This is a genomic window from Sphingomonas sp. LHG3443-2, assembly GCF_049896405.1.
In the GTDB taxonomy this organism is placed as follows: Bacteria; Pseudomonadota; Alphaproteobacteria; order Sphingomonadales; family Sphingomonadaceae; genus Sphingomicrobium.
Window position 1 is genome coordinate 1,956,330 of record NZ_JAFCUG010000001.1, and the last position, 17,807, is coordinate 1,974,136.

At 65.3% G+C, this 17,807-nt stretch carries 23 protein-coding genes and 2 tRNA genes; 15 read left to right on the plus strand and 10 right to left on the minus strand.

Features of this window, described 5'->3' with window-relative positions:
- Positions 1 to 14: 14 nt before the first annotated feature.
- The gene (locus ACP69Z_RS09750; protein ID WP_426267300.1) at positions 15 to 626 is read left to right on the plus strand and encodes a superoxide dismutase; all 612 of its coding nucleotides are present in this window, start codon (positions 15 to 17) and stop codon (positions 624 to 626) included.
- Between the two features lie 39 nt (positions 627 to 665).
- Here ACP69Z_RS09750 and ACP69Z_RS09755 read toward each other — a convergent pair whose 3' ends face one another.
- From ACP69Z_RS09755 to dapF, 5 genes are read right to left on the minus strand one after another with little or no spacing between them, the layout of a single operon-like run.
- Positions 666 to 1,427, minus strand: coding sequence for an ABC transporter permease (locus ACP69Z_RS09755; protein WP_426267301.1), 762 nt, complete (start codon positions 1,425 to 1,427; stop codon positions 666 to 668).
- A complete protein-coding gene (locus ACP69Z_RS09760) occupies positions 1,424 to 2,356 on the minus strand; it encodes an ABC transporter ATP-binding protein (protein WP_426267302.1) in 933 nt (310 codons plus the stop codon). The genes ACP69Z_RS09755 and ACP69Z_RS09760 overlap by 4 nt, the downstream gene beginning before the upstream one ends.
- Positions 2,353 to 2,970 carry a septation protein A gene (locus tag ACP69Z_RS09765; protein ID WP_426267303.1) on the minus strand — a complete coding sequence of 206 codons (618 nt, stop codon included), beginning with the start codon at positions 2,968 to 2,970 and terminating at the stop codon, positions 2,353 to 2,355. The genes ACP69Z_RS09760 and ACP69Z_RS09765 overlap by 4 nt, the downstream gene beginning before the upstream one ends.
- Positions 2,967 to 3,887: a signal recognition particle-docking protein FtsY gene (gene ftsY, locus ACP69Z_RS09770; RefSeq protein ID WP_426267304.1), complete on the minus strand. Its 921-nt coding sequence runs from the start codon at positions 3,885 to 3,887 to the stop codon at positions 2,967 to 2,969. The genes ACP69Z_RS09765 and ftsY overlap by 4 nt, the downstream gene beginning before the upstream one ends.
- Entirely contained in the window at positions 3,884 to 4,675 is a 792-nt protein-coding gene (dapF, locus tag ACP69Z_RS09775; RefSeq protein WP_426267305.1) for a diaminopimelate epimerase, read from the minus strand. The genes ftsY and dapF overlap by 4 nt, the downstream gene beginning before the upstream one ends.
- Positions 4,676 to 4,732: 57 nt before the next feature.
- Here dapF and ACP69Z_RS09780 point away from each other — a divergent pair, with 57 nt between their 5' ends.
- Positions 4,733 to 5,179 (plus strand): hypothetical protein, encoded by a 447-nt coding sequence (locus ACP69Z_RS09780; protein ID WP_426267306.1) that lies wholly within the window; start codon positions 4,733 to 4,735, stop codon positions 5,177 to 5,179.
- Between the two features lie 3 nt (positions 5,180 to 5,182).
- On the plus strand, positions 5,183 to 5,692 hold the full coding sequence (locus tag ACP69Z_RS09785; protein ID WP_426267307.1) for a CPBP family glutamic-type intramembrane protease: 510 nt from the start codon (positions 5,183 to 5,185) through the stop codon (positions 5,690 to 5,692).
- Positions 5,693 to 5,711: 19 nt separating this feature from the next.
- Here the strand turns inward: ACP69Z_RS09785 and ACP69Z_RS09790 are convergent, their stop codons facing one another.
- A complete protein-coding gene (locus tag ACP69Z_RS09790) occupies positions 5,712 to 5,894 on the minus strand; it encodes a hypothetical protein (RefSeq protein WP_426267308.1) in 183 nt (60 codons plus the stop codon).
- A 146-nt stretch (positions 5,895 to 6,040) separates the two neighbouring features.
- Between ACP69Z_RS09790 and lon the strand changes: the two genes are divergently transcribed.
- The 3 genes from lon to ACP69Z_RS09805 all read left to right on the plus strand — a co-directional run bounded on the left by lon (position 6,041) and on the right by ACP69Z_RS09805 (position 8,925).
- Entirely contained in the window at positions 6,041 to 8,437 is a 2,397-nt protein-coding gene (gene lon, locus ACP69Z_RS09795; RefSeq protein WP_426267309.1) for an endopeptidase La, read from the plus strand.
- Positions 8,438 to 8,523: 86 nt separating this feature from the next.
- Complete coding sequence (locus ACP69Z_RS09800) at positions 8,524 to 8,796, plus strand: HU family DNA-binding protein (protein WP_338504377.1); 273 nt, start codon at positions 8,524 to 8,526, stop codon at positions 8,794 to 8,796.
- A gap of 54 nt (positions 8,797 to 8,850) precedes the next feature.
- Positions 8,851 to 8,925 (plus strand) — tRNA-Val (locus ACP69Z_RS09805).
- A gap of 33 nt (positions 8,926 to 8,958) precedes the next feature.
- On the opposite strand, the gene ACP69Z_RS09810 is transcribed toward ACP69Z_RS09805, so the two are convergent.
- Both ACP69Z_RS09810 and ACP69Z_RS09815 read right to left on the minus strand, forming a co-directional pair.
- Positions 8,959 to 9,672 (minus strand): Crp/Fnr family transcriptional regulator, encoded by a 714-nt coding sequence (locus ACP69Z_RS09810; RefSeq protein WP_426267310.1) that lies wholly within the window; start codon positions 9,670 to 9,672, stop codon positions 8,959 to 8,961.
- A gap of 74 nt (positions 9,673 to 9,746) precedes the next feature.
- Positions 9,747 to 10,229: an HIT family protein gene (locus tag ACP69Z_RS09815; RefSeq protein WP_426268081.1), complete on the minus strand. Its 483-nt coding sequence runs from the start codon at positions 10,227 to 10,229 to the stop codon at positions 9,747 to 9,749.
- Positions 10,230 to 10,300: 71 nt separating this feature from the next.
- Here ACP69Z_RS09815 and ACP69Z_RS09820 point away from each other — a divergent pair.
- The 9 genes from ACP69Z_RS09820 to ACP69Z_RS09860 all read left to right on the plus strand — a co-directional run bounded on the left by ACP69Z_RS09820 (position 10,301) and on the right by ACP69Z_RS09860 (position 16,359).
- Positions 10,301 to 10,377: transfer RNA gene (locus ACP69Z_RS09820), tRNA-His, on the plus strand.
- Between the two features lie 39 nt (positions 10,378 to 10,416).
- Entirely contained in the window at positions 10,417 to 11,466 is a 1,050-nt protein-coding gene (locus tag ACP69Z_RS09825) for a Glu/Leu/Phe/Val family dehydrogenase (RefSeq protein ID WP_426267311.1), read from the plus strand.
- Between the two features lie 84 nt (positions 11,467 to 11,550).
- Complete coding sequence (gene ccmC, locus ACP69Z_RS09830) at positions 11,551 to 12,267, plus strand: heme ABC transporter permease CcmC (RefSeq protein ID WP_426268082.1); 717 nt, start codon at positions 11,551 to 11,553, stop codon at positions 12,265 to 12,267.
- Entirely contained in the window at positions 12,264 to 12,395 is a 132-nt protein-coding gene (locus tag ACP69Z_RS09835) for a hypothetical protein (protein ID WP_426267312.1), read from the plus strand. Before ccmC ends, ACP69Z_RS09835 begins: the two co-directional genes overlap by 4 nt.
- Positions 12,392 to 12,838 (plus strand): cytochrome c maturation protein CcmE, encoded by a 447-nt coding sequence (gene ccmE / locus ACP69Z_RS09840; protein ID WP_426267313.1) that lies wholly within the window; start codon positions 12,392 to 12,394, stop codon positions 12,836 to 12,838. Before ACP69Z_RS09835 ends, ccmE begins: the two co-directional genes overlap by 4 nt.
- A complete protein-coding gene (locus tag ACP69Z_RS09845; RefSeq protein ID WP_426267314.1) occupies positions 12,835 to 14,745 on the plus strand; it encodes a heme lyase CcmF/NrfE family subunit in 1,911 nt (636 codons plus the stop codon). The genes ccmE and ACP69Z_RS09845 overlap by 4 nt, the downstream gene beginning before the upstream one ends.
- Positions 14,742 to 15,272: a DsbE family thiol:disulfide interchange protein gene (locus tag ACP69Z_RS09850; RefSeq protein ID WP_426267315.1), complete on the plus strand. Its 531-nt coding sequence runs from the start codon at positions 14,742 to 14,744 to the stop codon at positions 15,270 to 15,272. Before ACP69Z_RS09845 ends, ACP69Z_RS09850 begins: the two co-directional genes overlap by 4 nt.
- Entirely contained in the window at positions 15,269 to 15,679 is a 411-nt protein-coding gene (locus tag ACP69Z_RS09855) for a cytochrome c-type biogenesis protein (protein ID WP_426267316.1), read from the plus strand. Before ACP69Z_RS09850 ends, ACP69Z_RS09855 begins: the two co-directional genes overlap by 4 nt.
- The gene (locus tag ACP69Z_RS09860; protein WP_426267317.1) at positions 15,679 to 16,359 is read left to right on the plus strand and encodes a tetratricopeptide repeat protein; all 681 of its coding nucleotides are present in this window, start codon (positions 15,679 to 15,681) and stop codon (positions 16,357 to 16,359) included. The genes ACP69Z_RS09855 and ACP69Z_RS09860 overlap by 1 nt, the downstream gene beginning before the upstream one ends.
- Here ACP69Z_RS09860 and ACP69Z_RS09865 read toward each other — a convergent pair.
- Together ACP69Z_RS09865 and ald are read right to left on the minus strand one after the other, a co-directional pair.
- Complete coding sequence (locus ACP69Z_RS09865; RefSeq protein WP_426267318.1) at positions 16,356 to 16,580, minus strand: DUF3072 domain-containing protein; 225 nt, start codon at positions 16,578 to 16,580, stop codon at positions 16,356 to 16,358. The two genes, ACP69Z_RS09860 and ACP69Z_RS09865, sit on opposite strands and share 4 nt — an antisense overlap.
- A gap of 68 nt (positions 16,581 to 16,648) precedes the next feature.
- Entirely contained in the window at positions 16,649 to 17,749 is a 1,101-nt protein-coding gene (gene ald / locus ACP69Z_RS09870) for an alanine dehydrogenase (protein ID WP_426267319.1), read from the minus strand.
- Positions 17,750 to 17,807 lie beyond the last annotated feature (58 nt).

Genomic DNA, 17,807 nt, shown 5'->3' on the forward strand with positions numbered 1-17,807 from the left:
CTAGGAGCTCGATCATGGCCTTTTCCGTCGCCCCCTTGCCGTATGACTATGCGGCGCTCGAGCCGACCATCGATGCGGCGACGATGAAGCTGCACCACGACAAGCATCACCAGACCTATGTCGATAACCTCAACAAGGCCGTCGAGGGTGATGCCTCGCTGCAGGGCAAGAGCCTGGAAGAGCTGGTCGCCAATGCCGGCAGCGGCTCAAAGGTCGTTCGCAACAACGGCGGCGGCCACTGGAACCACAGTTTTTTCTGGGAGATCATGGCGCCGGCTGGCGGGCAGGGTCCGTCGGGCGAACTGGCGCAGGCAATCGACAGCGCCTTCGGCTCGCTCGATGGCTTGAAGGAAAAGTTCAACGCCGCCGGCGCCGGTCAGTTCGGTTCGGGTTGGGCATGGCTGGTCGCCGTGCCGGGACAGGGGCTGGTCGTCACCTCAACCCCGAACCAGGACAATCCTTTGATGGACGTCGCTGAGGTCAAGGGCACGCCGATCCTCGGCAACGACGTGTGGGAACACGCTTATTACCTCACCTACAACAACCGCCGCGCCGATTATCTGAAGGCGTGGTGGGACGTGGTGAACTGGGACAAGGCGGCCGAGCATCTCGCTTCGGCCAAGTAAGCTAGTCTTTCAGGGGGCCTCGGCGGTGAGCCGGGGCCCTCACGCTTTCAGCCGGTAACCGGTCCGGAAGATCCAGAAGATGCCGAGCAGGCAGGTCGCGGCGAACGCCAGCGTCGCGCCCAGCGCCAGCCCGAAGCTCACGTCCGCGGTGCCGAAGAAACACCAGCGGAAGCCGTTGATCAGATAGACGACAGGATTGAACAGGGTGATCGTCCGCCACGGCTCGGCCAGCATGTCGATCGAATAGAAGGCGCCGCCGAGGAAGGTCAGTGGCGTGACGACCAGCAGCGGGATCACCTGCAGTTGCTCGAACCCCTTGGCCCACACCCCGATGATGAAGCCGAACAGGCAGAAGGTCACTGCGACCAGGATCAGGAAGGCGAGGGCGGCGATCGGATGCTCAACCCGCACGGGCACGAACAAGTGTGCGGTGGCGAAGATCACCAGCGCCACCAGGGTCGCCTTGGTCGCCGCCGCGCCGACGTATCCGATCACCGTCTCTACCGCCGAGAGCGGCGCCGACAGGATCTCGTAGATGGTCCCGGTGAAGCGCGGCATGTGGATGCCGAAGCTCGCGTTGAAGATGCTTTCGGTGAACAGGCTCAGCATCATCAGCCCGGGCACAATGAAGGCGCCGTAGGGAATGCCGTTGATCTCGGTCATCCGGCTTCCGATCGCTGAGCCGAAGACGATGAAATACAGGCAGGTGGTGATCACCGGCACCGCCATTCCCGTCCACAAGGTGCGGCGGAAGCGATGCATTTCGAACTTGTAGATGGCGAGGACGCCGCGGACGTTCACTTGGCGCCTCCATGGATCAGCCCGACGAAGATGTCCTCCAGGCTGGATTGCTTGGTGTCGAGATCCTTGAAGGCGATCCCCGCGTCGCGCATGGCAGCCAGCAGCGAGGGGATGCCGGTTCGCTCGGCATGACGGTCGAAGTCGTAGGTCAGCGTCAGGCCGTCGTCCGACAGCTGCGGCTTCCAGTCGGCAAGCGCTGCCGGCACCTGGGGCAGCGGCTCGGCGAGCTGCAGGTGCAGCGTCTTGCGGCCGAGCTTCTTCATTAGCTCGGCCTTGTCCTCCACGAGGATCAATTCACCCTTGTTGATGACGCCGACCCGGTCGGCCATCTCCTCGGCTTCTTCGATGTAGTGGGTCGTCAGGATGATGGTGACGCCGCGCTCGCGCAGCTGGCGGACCATCGCCCACATTTCCTTGCGCAGCTCGACGTCGACACCGGCGGTGGGTTCGTCGAGGAACAGGATGTCGGGTTCGTGGGCGAGCGCCTTGGCAATCATCACGCGGCGCTTCATGCCGCCCGACAGATCTTTCAGGATGTTCTTGCGCTTGTCCCACAGGGTGAGGTCGCGCAGCACCTGTTCGATATGCGCGTCGTTGCGGGGCAAGCCGAACAGTTCGCGGCTGAAGGCGACGGTGTTCCAGACCGGCTCGAACACGTCGATATTCATTTCCTGCGGCACCAGTCCGATCCGCCGCCGCGCCGCCTTGTAGTCGCGCCGCCAATGCGCGCCTTCGACCAGCACTTCGCCATCGGTCGCGCGGACAAGACCGCAGACGATCGAGATCAGCGTGGTCTTGCCTGCGCCATTGGGGCCGAGCAGCGCGAAGATCTCGCCCGACCGGATGTCGAGATCGACGCTCTTCAGCGCCTCGGTGCCGCTGGCATAGGCCTTGCGCAGGCCACGGATGGAGAGGGCAGGCGCAGTCATTCGACGGGTCCGGGTTCCTGGGGCTTGGCTTCCTCGGCGGTGAGGCCGTGGCGAAGCAGCATGGGCACGTTGGCGGCGGCAAACAGGAAGGTGAGGGGAATAGCACCCCACAGCTTGAAGCCGACCCAGAAGTCAGTGCTGCTGTTGCGCCAGACCGCTTCGTTGACGGCGGCCATTACGACGAAGAACACCGCCCAGTTACGCGTCAGCTTGCGCCAGCCTTCTTCGTCGAGGCCGGGATAGGCGCTGCCGAGCACCATCTTGAGCAGCGGTTTGTCCTGCCACAGGCCGAAACCAAGCAGCGCAGCGACAAAGAGATAGTAGATGGTGGGCTTCAGCTTGATGAAGGTCTCGTCGTGGAGCCACAGAGTGACGCCGCCGAGGACCACCACCATCACGCCGCTGAACCATAGCAAGGGCGAGACGCTGCGATAGCGGATGGCGGAATAGATGACGGCGGCCACCATCGCGATCATGAAGGCGCCGGTAGCGACGAAGATCTTGGCGAGCGCGGGTACCGGGGCCAGCGCGTTGACCAGGAAGAAGATGATCAGCGGACCGAAGTCGATCAGCAGCTTGGAGGCGCCCGCGGGTTCCTGCGATTTCGCGCTCATAGCGTCAGCCCGGCGATGGCGCGGGCAACGGCGCGCGGGTTGAAGGGTCGCAGGTCGTTGACGCCTTCACCGACACCGATGGCGTGGATCGGCAGCTTGAACCGCTCCGCAGCCGCCACCAGCACGCCGCCGCGCGCTGTACCGTCGAGCTTGGTCATGACCAGCCCGGTGACCCCGGCGAGGTCGCGGAATACCTCGATCTGGTTGAGTGCATTCTGCCCCGTCGTCGCATCGAGCACAAGAATGACGTCGTGCGGGCTTTCGGGGTTCAGCCGCCCGAGAACCCGCCGGACCTTGGACAATTCGTCCATTAGGTGCGTCTTGTTCTGCAGCCGCCCAGCGGTGTCGACGATCAGGCAGTCGATGCCGGTCTCCGTCGCCTGTTTGACGCCGTCGAACACGATCCCGGCCGCATCACCGCCTTCCTTGCCGCTGATGACCGGCGCGTCGATCCGTTTCCCCCAGATGCGCAATTGCTCGATCGCGGCTGCGCGGAAGGTGTCGCCGGCCGCCAGGATGACGCCATAATCCTGCTCCTTGAGCCAGGAGCCGAGCTTGCCGATGGTGGTGGTCTTGCCCGAGCCGTTGACGCCGATGACCAGAATCACGTGCGGGCGGGGGAAGCCCCAGATGTCGAGCGGCTTGGCGACGGGGGCGAGGATCGCTTCCATCTCCTCGGCGAGAATGGTGCGCAGGCCGCGTTCGTCGAGCTGCTCGAACCGCCTCGCGGCAATGGCATTGCGGATGCGCTTGGAAGCTTCTGGACCGATGTCCGACGCGATGAGCGCTTCCTCGATGTCGTCCAGCGTCGCCGTGTCGAGCGCCGCCTTGGCACCGGTGCCGAGCCCGCCGATATTGTCGCCAAGACGATCGGCGGTTTTGCGGAAGCCGCCAGTAAGTTTGTCGAGCCAGCTCATGGAAGGTCGATAAAGCCCTTGAAGACGTGGGTGGCGGAGCCGCGCATGCGCACCGGCTCTCCGGGCTGCCAGACGATCGAGAGATCGCCGCCCGCCATGTGGACCCTCGCCGGCGAGGTGACAAGGCGCGCACGGATGGCGGCGATGGCGGTGGCGCAGGCGCCCGTTCCGCAAGCGCGGGTAAGTCCGGCTCCGCGCTCGAACGTGCGCAGGTGAACGACGCCATCTACTACGCTGGCGACATTGACGTTAATGCGCTCTGGGAACACCGGGTCGGTCTCGATCCCTGGCCCAAGCCCTTCGATGTCGGCGTCTTCCAGGTCGTCGACGAAGAACACAACATGCGGGTTGCCGACATTGATCGCTTGCGGCCGGTCGAGGTTCTCCCATCCCATTGGCATGGGGTCCGTCGGCAGCGGATAGGCGAGGGGGATGGCGTCCCACTCGAACCGCGGCTCGACCAGGGTGACCTCGACCTCGTCGCCATCGGCAGAACCGCTGAGCATCCCGCCGGCGGTATGGATAGTGGCCGCGCCAGTCAGCTTCACCACGCAGCGGGTGGCATTGCCGCAGCTCTGCACCTCGCTCCCGTCGGCATTGAAAATGCGTATCTTTACGTCGGCCTGATCGCTCGGCTCCAGCAGGATCAGCTGGTCGCAGCCGACGCCTTCGCGCCGATCAGCGATGTGCCGGGCAAGCGCCTCGCTCATCTCCAGCGGCTCGTCGCGCGCGTCGAGGATGACGAAGTCGTTTCCGAGCCCATGCATCTTGTGGAATTGCCGAAGCATCACGGGCGACTTAAGCGGGCTCGGAACCTTAGTCCACTTCTCCGGAGTTTCCCGGCAATGCCCCGCGCCGCCCAAGACGTCATGCAATCGCTGATCTTCTCAGCCGTCCTCGATGCCATTGCCGCGCTGAAGAGCGCGAGCGGCAATCTTCCCAACAACTTGCTGCGGCAAGTGCAGGCGATCCACGGCAACGTCACCATGGCCGACCTGCCCAAGGAACTGCAGGACGCGATCGCTGCCAGCACCCGCGCGGCCTTTGCCGGGCTGCTCAAGGAAGGCTATTCTGTCGCGCCGCGTGATGCCGGGCCGGCACGTCCGGCGCCGCGGCAAGGCGAGGTAGTCGGTCGCGGGGTCGATCGGCCGACACGTGGTCCTGCGCGCGGTCCGCGTGGCGATGGCCCGCGTGGGCCGCGTTCGGATGGCCCACGTAGCCCTCGTGGCGACCGCCCTGCCGGCGGACCAGCGAGAGGCCCGCGTGGACCGCGTCCACCCCGGCAGGGCTGACGAGTGAGCGACACGCCTGCCGAGCAGCGGCCGCGGCCGCTCGCCTTCCTGCCGCGAGCCTTGTTCGAACCGAGGCACCCGGCGCGTTACGTTGCGCTCGCCTGGGCCTGCACTTTCTTCCCATCTCTTCTGCTGTCGGCGATCGCTAGCCACCTGGTGCCGAATTCAGGCCCGGAATTCCCGGAGGTGAATTCGGGATTGCTGCTGTTCCTGCTGGTCGTATTCGCGCCCGTGCTGGAGACGCTGATCATGGGCGCGGTCCTGCTGGTACTTGAGCGGTTCTTCGGCTTCCTCCCGGCGGTGCTGCTCAGCTCGGCGGGATGGGGACTCGCCCATTCGCTGGAGGCGCCCGCCTGGGGGCTGGTGATCTGGTGGCCGTTCCTGATCTTCTCGATCGTCTTCCTCATCTGGCGCAAACGCAGCCTCGGGGCGGCCTTCGCCCTGCCGATGCTGGTCCACGCTCTTCAGAACCTGGGACCGGCGCTGCTGATGGTGAGCGGCGTCAACGTCTGACCGCCGCTCACCACCGGGATTACATCGGAACGGGTGCACCCAGCTTTTCGGCGATGCGGCGCACTTCCTCGTCGCTTGGCGGCTCCGGCATGTCGTGACCCGCTGTCGCCGCTTCGTCCGGTATACCGGGGCCGGTGCCTGCGATGGTCTCGTTCTTGGGCGATTCGTTCGGTCCGGTGCTGATCTTCTCGCTGTCCTGCATGGTGTTCGCCACTCCTTGCCCGAAGGTCATATCGGAAAGGCCAAGGTAACGCCCCGGTTCCGGGCTTGATTGATTAGCCCGGCAGCCCGTCCCATATGTGCGGGGAAGCGAGCCGCGGCGTTTGGCGGCTCCAAGGAGCTTGAACGTTGACCCTCTCTCTGCCCATTCTTCCCCTTCGCGACATTGTTGTCTTTCCCAAACGGATTGTTCCCCTGTTCGTCGGGCGCGAAAAGTCGGTTGCCGCGCTCGAGGCGGCGATGGGCGAGGACAAGCAGATTTTCCTCGTGGCGCAGCTCGATCCGTCGGAAGATGATCCCGACAGGGACGCGCTTTACGATCTCGGCGTGATCGCCACGGCGATGCAGCTGCTGAAGCTGCCTGACGGTACGGTTCGCGTGCTGGTGGAAGGGGTGAAGCGCGCCCGGCTGCTCAGCCTGTCCAACGAGGAAGGGCATCTCACCGCGGAGATCGAGGAAGTCGACGAGGAAGCCGCTGAAGGCCCCGAAGCGCAGGCGCTGATGCGCTCGGTGCTTGAGCAATTCGACAATTATGCCAAGCTCAACAAGCGTCTTCCGGCCGAAACCGGCGTCCAGCTGGCCGAAATCGAGGAGCCGTCGGTGCTCGCCGATGCGGTCGCTTCCAACCTGTCGGTCAAGGTCGCCGACAAGCAGGCGCTACTCGGCGAACTCAATCCCGCTCGCCGGCTGGAGATGGTGTTCGCCTTCATGGAAGGCGAGCTTGGCGTCCTGCAGGTCGAGAAGAAGATCCGCAGCCGCGTTAAGCGGCAGATGGAGAAGACCCAGCGCGAATATTACTTGAACGAGCAGCTGAAGGCGATCCAGCGCGAGCTTGGCAATGAGAGCGAGGATGGCGGCGACGAGCTGGCCGAGCTCGCCGCCAAGATCCGCAAGACGCGTCTCAGCAAGGAAGCCCGCAACCGGGCCAATGCCGAGCTGAAGAAGCTGAAGGCGATGGCGCCGATGAGCGCCGAGGCGACCGTGGCGCGCAATTATCTCGACGTGCTGCTCGGCCTGCCGTGGGGCAAGAAGAGCAAGCTCAACAAGGACATCGTGGTCGCCGAAAAGGTGCTCGACGACGACCATTACGGGCTTGAGAAGGTCAAGGACCGGATCGTCGAATATCTCGCGGTCCAGGCGCGTACCAACAAGCTGAAAGGCCCCATCCTGTGCCTCGTCGGCCCGCCCGGCGTCGGCAAAACCTCGCTAGGCCGCTCGATCGCGAAGGCGTGCGGACGCGAATTCGTGCGCCAAAGCCTCGGCGGCGTGCGCGACGAGGCCGAGATCCGCGGTCACCGCCGCACCTACATCGGCTCGCTGCCCGGCAAGATCGTGTCCAATCTCAAGAAGGCCGGCACGTCCAATCCGCTGTTCCTGCTCGACGAGATCGACAAGCTAGGCCAGGACTTCCGTGGTGACCCCGCGGCGGCGCTGCTGGAGGTTCTCGACCCCGAGCAGAACAGCAAGTTCCAGGACCATTATCTGGAGCTCGATTACGACCTTTCCGACATCATGTTCGTCACCACGGCGAACAGTCTCGACATGCCGCAGCCCTTGCTCGATCGCATGGAGATCATCCGCCTCGAGGGCTACACCGAGGACGAAAAGGTCGAGATCGCCAACCGCCATCTCATTCCCAAGCAGCTCGAAGCGCATGGGCTGAAGGACGGCGAGCTGACGATCGCCGATGACGGCCTGCGCGCGGTGCTGCGTTATTACACGCGGGAAGCCGGCGTCCGCACGCTGGAACGCGAACTCGCCAAGATCGCGCGCAAGGCGCTGCGCCGCATCCTCGAAGGCAAGGACGAGAGGGTGACGGTCACCGCCGACAACCTCAACGACTTCCTCGGTGTGAAGCGCTACCGCTTCGGCGTCAGCGAAGACGAGGACCAGATCGGCGCTGTCACCGGACTCGCCTGGACGGAGGTGGGCGGCGAACTGCTGACGATCGAGGCCGTGACGGTGCCCGGCAAGGGCCAGATCAAGACCACCGGCAAGGTCGGCGAAGTGATGAGCGAAAGCGTCCAGGCCGCCTGGAGCTTCGTCAAGGCGCGCAGCCCGGCCTATGGCGTCAAGCCGAGCGTATTCGGCAAGAAGGATGTCCACGTTCACTTGCCCGAAGGCGCGGTGCCCAAGGATGGCCCGTCGGCCGGCATCGGCATGGTGACGGCACTCATCTCGACCCTGACCGGCGTTCCGGTCCGCCGTGATGTTGCGATGACCGGCGAGGTAACGCTGCGCGGCCGGGTGCTTCCGATTGGCGGACTTAAGGAAAAGCTGCTCGCGGCAATTCGCGGCGGGATCACGACCGTGCTGATCCCGCAGGAGAATGAGAAAGACCTCGCCGAGCTTCCCGCCAACATCCGCGAAGGGCTGACCATCGTGCCGGTGGCCCATGTCGACGAGGTGCTTGTCCGGGCGCTCAGCGCCAAACTGGAGCCGATCGAGTGGACGGAAGCGGACGAACATGCCGCCGAACCCGTCACGCCGACGCAGGGACAGGCCTCTTCGGCGCTTCGCCACTAGAGAAACTGTCACGAAAGCGGCACTGAGCCGAAGCACATGTAGTTGTTCCTGCTGGCGAAGTGCCTGCGGGCGATGGGAAGGATTGAATGAACAAGCAGGACCTTATCGGGCAGATCGCCGACCGCGCCGGATTGAACCGGATGGACGCGGCGCGCGCCGTGGAAACGATGCTCGAGGTGATTACCGACGCGCTTCGCCGCGGCGACGAGGTCCGGCTGGTCGGCTTCGGCAATTTCGTGGTGACCCGCCGCAAAGCATCGGTCGGCCGCAATCCGCGTACCGGCGAGCCGCTGCAGATCGATAGCACGGCTCAGCCCAAATTTCGCGCTGGAAAGCTTCTCAAGGAAGCGGTGCAGTAATCACGCTGGACAGGGGTGGGGCGGTTCGCTAACCGCCCCTCTCACCCAAGGCGTGGGCGCGTAGCTCAGTGGTAGAGCACACCCTTCACACGGGTGGGGTCGCAGGTTCAATCCCTGCCGCGCCCACCACGCCTCCTCTCCAAATGCAGTGCCCAGCGCGCTCTAGTGCAGATAGTTTGCGCTGAAGCTCGCCACCCGGCGAAGTTCGTCCCAATCCTCGAGCAGAATGTCACGGCCCTCGCGCCGGATCAGTCCCTGCCGCTCGAGATCGGCGAACACGCGGTTGACGTTGACGCTGGTCTGGCCGGTGATGTCGGCGATCTGCTGCTGGGTGAAGGGGTTCATCAGGCGGCGCTGGTCGGGATCGACCCCGCTGCGTTCCGCCAGTTCGCACAGCAAGTGAACCACCCGCGCGGTTGAATCGCGGCGGCCGCAATTGAGCAGCCACTCATATCCGATATCGGCATGACGCTGCGTCAGCTTCCAGAAAAAGCGCGCGAGTTCGGGATTGGCGTCAACGATCGGATCGAAGTCGCGCTGCTGCCCGACAAGGACGCGGCTGCGCACGATCGCTTGGATACCATAGTCGGCGACGCGTTCGCCCGGCAGAATCCCGTCGCCGGCAAAGCGCAGTGCGATGATCTGGCGGCGGCCGGCGCCATCGCCCTTATATTTGGCGAGGATACCGCTTTCGACAAAGAAGACCTCGTTGCGGTCGACCCCCGCCTCGCGGAAGGGCCGGCGCGGATCGACCTCTACCGACTTGCTCGGCATTTCGTCCAGCAGGGTCGCCAGGTGAGGCTCGAGCCCGGCTCTCACCAGGGCGTCACGGAGCCCGACCTTCTCACCGGCGGCCGCCCTCGAGCGCTTGCTCATCGTCGTCACCTTTCGCTCCCTGCCATGAGAGATATCGGAGCGTAGGCGAGCGGGTGCAAGTGAATTAACACAGGTTATAAATTACCTTCTTCATTGGCGGCCGAGCGCCAGGAGTCGCGAAGCGCTTCGATAAGCGCCTCAGAAACGGGATGAGTGGAAGAAAGATCGGGAAGGCCAGGCCAACCCTTGTCCTCGAATTCGGTCGTTTCGAACCGCCGCGCGCCGGAATAGCGGGGCAGGACGTGGAAGTGCACGTGGGGATCGACCATCATCAGCATGAGATGGTTGATCCGCTCGTAACGGCTGAAGCGGCGAAGCACGCGCTCCATGCGGGCAATCAGTTCTCCCTGCTCGGCAAAGGCGGCGGGAGGAAGGTCGCCATAGCTGGTCTCGCCACTCAAGGAGCAGAGCACCAGGCTGCCAAGCGTCGGTTGAGCGGGGCGAACCAGCACCGCCCAGTGACAGCCTTCCTGAATCAGTGTTTTGGGATAACCGAACTTCAGAAGTGTCGCGTTCGGCAGGTGGTTACGCATCAACTCACTGGACTTGGCTTGCATCACGGCGACACCCCCCTTAAGGGGCTGACGCGCTGTGCCAAGCCGTATTCGACACGGTCTGTGCAGTTGTGGCGATCGTAGCTCAGTTGGTTAGAGCATCGGTTTGTGGTACCGAGGGTCGCGGGTTCAAGTCCCGTCGATCGCCCCATCATCCTTCCTTTCAGCGATCCGGATTAGACCCCCGCACATGACCGATCTGTGGAGCCTGCCCGATTTCGACGGGCACGAGGCCGTGACCCATGTATCCGATCCCACCAGCGGATTGCGCGCGATCATCGCGATGCACAGCACCCATCTCGGGCCGGCGGCGGGCGGAAGCCGTTTCTGGCATTATGCGAGGGGCGAGGACGCGTTGACCGACGCTTTGCGTCTGTCGCGCGGCATGAGCTACAAGAACGCGATGGCGGGGCTTCCGCTGGGCGGCGGCAAGGCGGTGATCCTCGCCGACGACAATCGCACCAAGACTCCCGCCATGCTGGCCGCCTTTGGTCGCGCGGTGGAGATGCTCGGCGGTCGATATGTCACGGCCGAAGACGTCGGCATCGGGGTCGCGGACATGCAGGCGGTGCGCCGCGAGACGCGTCACGTTGCCGGGCTTCCGGTGGCGGAAGGCGCGGTCGGCGGTGATCCGGGTCCGCACACCTCGCTTGGCGTCTTCCTCGGGATCAAGGCCGCGGTTCGCCGCGCGCTCGGCAAGGATAGCCTCAACGGTCTGCACATCGCGATGCAGGGCGCCGGCAGCGTCGCCAGCGGTGTGGCTCGCCGTGCGGCGCAGGAAGGCGCCCGTCTCACCATCGCCGACGTCGATGCGGCCAAGGCCGCAGCGCTTGCGCAGGAAGTCGGCGGGCAGGTCGGCGATCCGGCCACCATTCTCGCCACCGAAGCCGACGTAATCAGCCCCAATGCGCTGGGCGCAATCCTCGAAGACCAGAGCATTGCCGCCTTGCGCGCCCCGATTGTTGCCGGCGGCGCCAACAACCAGTTGGCGCGGCCCGAGCATGGTCCGGCGCTGATGGCGCGCGGCATCCTCTACGCTCCCGATTACGTCATAAATGCCGGCGGGATCATCAACGTCTCGACCGAGTATCTCCAGGACGGCGATGCCGACGTGGTGCGTTCGCGGATCGAGGGTATTCCTGACCGCCTTGAAGCGATCTGGAGCGAAAGTGTGGCGAGCGGGCGCGATCCGGCAACGGTTGCGGATGGCATGGCCCGCAAGTTGATCGGTCGGGGTTAACAGCACTCGCCAAGGCACGTTGGTTCCATCTGCTTCAGCCTAGTGCAAAGCAGATGGAACCATCATATGGGGCGCAACAGGCTCATGCACCGCTTCGCCAACCCCGCCCGTTTCCTGAAGATCGCCCGGCCCGCCACGGCGTGGCTGCTCGGCCTCGGACTCTTGCTGAGCGCGATCGGCATCATCGGAGCGCTGTTCGTGATGCCGCCCGATTATCTGCAAGGCGAAACCGCGCGGATCCTTCACATCCATGTGCCGGCCGCCTGGCTTGGCATGGGCGGTTGGACCGGGATCGCGGTTGCCTCGGCCATGCAGATCGTGTGGCGCCACCCGTTGGCCGGCGTCGCGGCGCGCGCGATTGCGCCGGCGGGCGCCATGTTCGCCTTTCTTTGCCTTGCCACAGGCTCGATCTGGGGGCGCCCAACTTGGGGCACTTGGTGGGAATGGGACGGGCGTCTGACCTCGATGCTGGTGCTGTTCTTTCTCTACTGCGGGTACATGGCCCTGGCCGCGGCGGAGAAGGAGAGGGGACCCGATGGCCGAGCGGCGCCCGTGTTCGGGCTGGTCGGCGCCGTCAACATCCCGATCATCCACTTCTCGGTGCAATGGTGGAACACGCTACACCAGGGCGAAAGCATTGAGCTGACCGGCACCTCGATAGCGCCCGAGATCCTTTGGCCATTGTTCTTCACCCTGTCCGGCTTCTCCGCGTTGTTTGGCGCGATCGTGCTGCTGCGGATGCGGACTGAGCTGGCAGCGACCAAGGTCGAGGCGCGGCTGCGCCGGACGGCAGCGGCATGAACCAGTGGGCCTTCGTTATCGCCGCTTATGCGGTCTTCCTGGCGGGTGCGGGTGGGCTGCTCGCCTGGGCGCTGCTCGCCTGCCGCACGGCCGAGCAACAGGCTGAAAAACTGAGCCGCAAGAAATGACCCTTGCGCCCAAGCACCAGAGGCTGGTGCTGGTCCTGCTGGCGGTGGCCGCGCTGATCGGTGCGGTGATGCTGGCGATGTGGGGCCTCTCCGATCGGGCTGCTTATTTCCGCACCCCGCAGGACGTTGCCGCTGGACGCGCCGAGGTCGGCGTTCCGCTGCGGCTCGGCGGCATGGTGCAGCAGGGCTCGATCAAGCGAATGCCCGACGGAGTTAGCGTCGCCTTTGTGCTGACCGATGGCGTGGGCCAGGTGCCGGTCCGCTTTACCGGCATCGTCCCCGACTTGTTCAAGGAGAACAGCGGCGCCGTTGCCGAGGGCGAGCTCGCCCGCGATGGCACCTTCGTCGCGACCACCATCCTCGCCAAGCACGACGAGCGCTACATGCCGCCGCAGATGGGCAACCAGGCGGCCGAGCTGATGACGCGGGAGACGGTGAAGTGATTGCCGAAGCGGGGCTTGCCGCCCTGTGGCTCGCCTTCTCGCTCGCGCTGCTTCAATTCGGATTGGCAGTCGCGGGCAATCGCCTCGGCGATCTCAAGACGCTGGTTGCCCCGGTTGCGGTGGCACAGGGTGCGCTGACCCTGCTCGCCTTCGCGCTGCTGATCTGGCTGTTCCTTCGCACCGACACCAGCGTCGAGCTGGTCGCGGCGAACAGCCACAGCGCCAAGCCCTTCATCTACCGCTTCTCGGGCGCGTGGGGCAATCACGAAGGCTCGATGCTGTTGTGGGTGACCGTGCTGTCGGCCGCCGGAGCGCTGCTTGCGCTTGTCGAGCGGCGCCTGCCCGAACGCAGCCTTCGCGCGACGCTTGGCGCGCAAGCGCTGCTAGCGCTTGGCTTCTTCGGCTTCCTGCTGATCGCCTCCAATCCCTTTACCCGCCTAAACCCGGCGCCGCCGCAAGGGCAGGGGCTGAACCCGCTGCTGCAAGACCCCGGTCTCGCCTTCCACCCGCCGACACTCTACCTTGGCTACGTCGGCTTAAGCGTCGCGTTCAGCCTTGCGGTCGGCGCGCTGGTGACCCGCGAAGTCGGCCCGGCCATGGCCCGCGCGATGCGACCGTGGGTGCTTGGGGCCTGGGTGCTGCTCACCATCGGCATCGTCGCCGGCAGCTATTGGGCTTATTACGAGCTTGGCTGGGGCGGCTGGTGGTTCTGGGACCCGGTCGAGAATGCCAGCCTGATGCCGTGGCTTGCCGCCACTGCCTTGCTCCATTCCATCAACGTGCTGGCGGCCCGCGGGTCGCTTCGGGCCTGGACGGTGATGCTGGCAGTGGTCGCCTTCTCCATGTCGATGATCGGGACCTTCCTGGTCCGCTCGGGCATCCTCACCAGCGTTCACAGCTTCGCGGTCGATCCTACCCGCGGCAGCTTCATCCTTGGCCTGTTGATCTTCTACACCGGCGGAGCGCTGCTGCTGTTTGCGCTGCGGATCGCATCGGTCCGCGAAGGCGCGCGGTTCGAGCCGGTCAGCCGCGAAGGCGCTTTGGTCGCGAACAACCTCATCCTCTCGGTCATCCTCGGCACCGTGTTCGTCGGCACGCTCTACCCCGTCGCGGTGGAAGCGGTTTCCGGCGAGAAGATCTCGGTCGGTCCACCCTATTTCAACGCGGTGACGGGGCCGCTGGTGCTGATCCTAGCCGCGCTGCTGTTCATCGGCCCGCTCCTGCGCTGGCGGCGCGACACACGGCCCAATCTGCGCCGGATCGCGGTTCCAGCGATTGTCACCGTCGTAGCCCTTGCGCTGACCTTCGTCGTGCCCGCGATGAACTGGTTGCCGCGGCTTGGCCTGGCCTTTGCAGCGGGTCTGGCCACGGCGAGTTTCCTGCCGCTGGCTGGACGCGAGCTGCGGCGCACCCCGCTGGCCATCTGGGGCATGGTGATCAGCCACCTTGGAATAGCGGTGGCGATGATCGGCGCTGCATCCGATGCTTCGCTGACCCGCGAGACGCTGGCGGCTGCGCGCATTGGCGAAACGCTGACCGTTGGCCCTTGGAAGGTCCGCTTCAACGGCGTCGACCCGGTGGCCGGTCCCAACTGGACCGCGATCGAAGGCCATCTGGTCGCGACTCGTGGGGGCACCTCGATCCGGCTCGATCCGCAGAGCCGCTATTTCAGCTCGCCGCCGACCGAGACCAACGAAGCGGCGATCATCACCCGTCTCGACGGCCAGCTCTACACAGTGATCGGCAAGCGCGAAGGCGACCGGTGGCAGATGCGTCTTTGGTGGAAGCCGATGGTCACTTTCATCTGGCTGGGCGGCGCCCTGATCGCACTGGGAGGGCTGCTCGCCCTCATCGGCCGCCTGCGCCGTGAGCGTGGCCGACCGATTGTCGCCGAGGCGCGGACATGAGCCGCCGGGCCTGGCTCCTCGTGCCGCTGCTTCTGTTCGTCGGCTTTGTCGCCGCCGCAGCCTGGCGGCTGAGCGCGCCGCCCGACACGTCCATCCGCTCGCGCATGGTCGGGCGCGACGTGCCAACCTTTGCCGCAGCCCCGCTGCTGCCCGGTCGCCCGGGCCTCGCCAGCACCGACCTAGGGCAGGGCAGGCCGCGCCTGGTCAATTTCTTCGCCAGCTGGTGCGTGCCTTGCATAGCCGAGGCGCCGGTGCTGCTGGACCTCCAGAAGCGCGGCGTCGTCATTGACGCGATTGCGCTGCGCGACGACCCTACCGATGTTCGCAAGTTCCTCGCCGATAATGGCGACCCGTTTGCTGCGCTAGGCAGTGACCCTGTAGGTGAGGCGCAGATAGCATTCGGCTCGTCCGGCGTGCCAGAAAGCTTCATCGTCGATGGCAAGGGCGTCATCCGCTACCAGCACATCGGCCCGATCACGCCCGATCAGGTGCCTGAGATGATGGCCGAGTGGGAGAAGGCGCGATGAGGTTGCGTCTCGCACTCGCCGTGCTTGCCCTGCTTGGCGCCACGGCCGCCAGCGCCGATTCGAACCGTCCGGCTGCGCCCTATGCGTACAAGCAGCTTTCCGACCCGGCCAAGGAAGCCAAAGCGACCGAGTTGATGACTGAGCTTCGCTGCCTGGTCTGCCAAGGCCAATCGATTCACGACAGCGATGCCGAGATGGCCGGCGACATGCGCCACCTCGTCCGCACCCGGATCGAAGCGGGCGACAGCCCCGATCAGGTGCGCAATTTCCTGATCGACCGCTACGGAAGCTGGGTGAGCTATCAGCCGCGGCTTGACCGTGAGACCTTTGTCCTGTGGCTCGCGCCGCTGGTGCTGCTGATCGCCGGCGGCTTCCTGGTCATGCGACGCATGAAGGTTCGGCGCTGATGGGCTGGCTGTGGTTGTTCCTGCTGCTCGCCGCCACCGCCGGCGGCCTGTGGGTCGCGGGCAAGCTGCGCGGTGCCGCGCTTCAGGTGACGCTGGCCGCGCTGATGCTGGGCGCTGCGGGCTATGCGCTGCAGGGGGAGCCCGACCTGCCGGGTGCGCCGCGCGAAGGGGGGCTCAGCCGTCCGGCCCTGCCACTTACCGAAGCGCGACAGGCGATGCTCGGGCACTTCACCGCGGGCGAACGCTATCTGCTGATCGCGGACAGCTACGCCCGGCGTGGCAATACGACCGAGGAATTGGGCGCTATCCGGGCGGGGCTCAAGGCTTATCCCGACAATCTCGCTCTGAAGATCGGGCTGGCCAATGCGCTGGTCGACCATGCGCAGATGATCACGCCGCCCGCCGAACTCGCCTACGAACGCGCGCGGCAGGCTGCGCCCCGCCACCCGGCGCCCTTGTTTTTCGAAGGCCTCGCCCGCGCCCGTTCAGGCGATCTCGAACGGAGCCTGGAGCTGTTCCGCGCCGCGCTTGCGCTGACGCCGGAGGGCACCAGCTACCGGCCAATGATCGAACAGGCTGTCGCCATGGTCGGTAACTCGCTGGCTGAGCAGCAGGCGAGATCGAGACAGCCGGACGGGCAGGGGGCACCGCCTGCCCCCCAGCGTTCGCCGCAGCCTTAGTCGCTGCGCCCGGTTTCTTCCTGAAGCGCGTCGATCTTCTTGGACGCCTCGGCCTTGCTCAATTCGGGATCGAACTCCTCGCCGGCTTCTTCGCTCAGCGTCTGGAGATAGGAGGCCTGCGCCCCCGTCATCGGCTCGCTGCCGGTGGTCCAGTGATCGGGATCCTTGACCGCATTGCCGGTCGGATGCGCCTTGGGATCGGTGTCGGGTTTCGTCGCCATTCTTCTAACCTTCTCAAGCAATTGAGTTGGCTGAAGAACGACGACGTTCCTTTTATGTTCCGTGCGGTTTAGACCGGCACGAACTCCAGATCGAGGGCCTCTGCGACGGCCTGGTGGCGGATCTTGCCGCCGCTGACGTTGAGGCCGTTGGCAAGATGCGGGTCGGCCGCCATCGCCGCTTCCGCGCCCATGTTGGCGAGCTTCAGCGCGAAGGGCAGGGTCGCATTGTTCAACGCGAACGCGCTGGTGCGGGCGACCGCGCCCGGCATGTTGGCGACGCAATAATGGATCACGCCATCGACCTCGTAGACCGGGTCGGCATGGGTGGTCGCATGGCTGGTCTCGAAACAGCCGCCCTGGTCGATGGCGATGTCGACCAGCACCGACCCACGCTTCATGGTCTTGAGCATCTCACGGCTGACGAGCTTGGGCGCCGCGGCACCCGGGACCAGCACCGCGCCGATCACCAGCTCGGCCTCTTCCACCGCATGGGCGATGGCGGCGCGGCTGGCGTAAGCGGTCTTGATCTGGCTGCCGAAGAACATGTCGAGCTCGGCCAGGCGCTCGTTCGAGATGTCGTAGATGGTGACGTCGGCGCGCATGCCGACCGCCATCTGCGCCGCGTTGACGCCGCTAACGCCGCCGCCGAGGATCGCTACCTTGGCCGGCGCAACGCCCGGAACGCCGCCGAGCAGCACGCCGCGGCCGCCCTGCGCCTTTTCGAGATAGTGCGCGCCGACCTGGATGCTGAGCCGGCCCGCGACCTCGCTCATCGGCTTGAGAAGCGGCAGCGCGCCCGAGCGTGACGTCACCGTTTCATAGGCGATACAGGTCGCGCCCGACTTCATCAGTCCCTCGGCCTGCGGCTTGTCGGCGGCGAGGTGGAGGTAGGTGAACAGCAGGTGGTGCGGCTTGATCATCGCGATCTCGCCCGGCTGCGGCTCCTTCACCTTGACGATCATCTCGGCCGTTTCGAACACCGAGGCGGCGTCGGGCAAAATGGTCGCGCCCGCTTTCACGTAAGCATTATCGGGGCAGTCGATGCCCATGCCAGCGCCGGTCTCGACGAACAGCTCGTGGCCGGCCGCGACCAGCTCCTTGACCGAGGCCGGGGTAAGGCCGACACGATATTCGTGGTTCTTGATTTCCTTGGGCACGCCGACGCGCATGGACCGATCGCCTTCTCGAGAGTTGATGCTTGGTGTTTGCGCGCGCCTATAGCCCCAG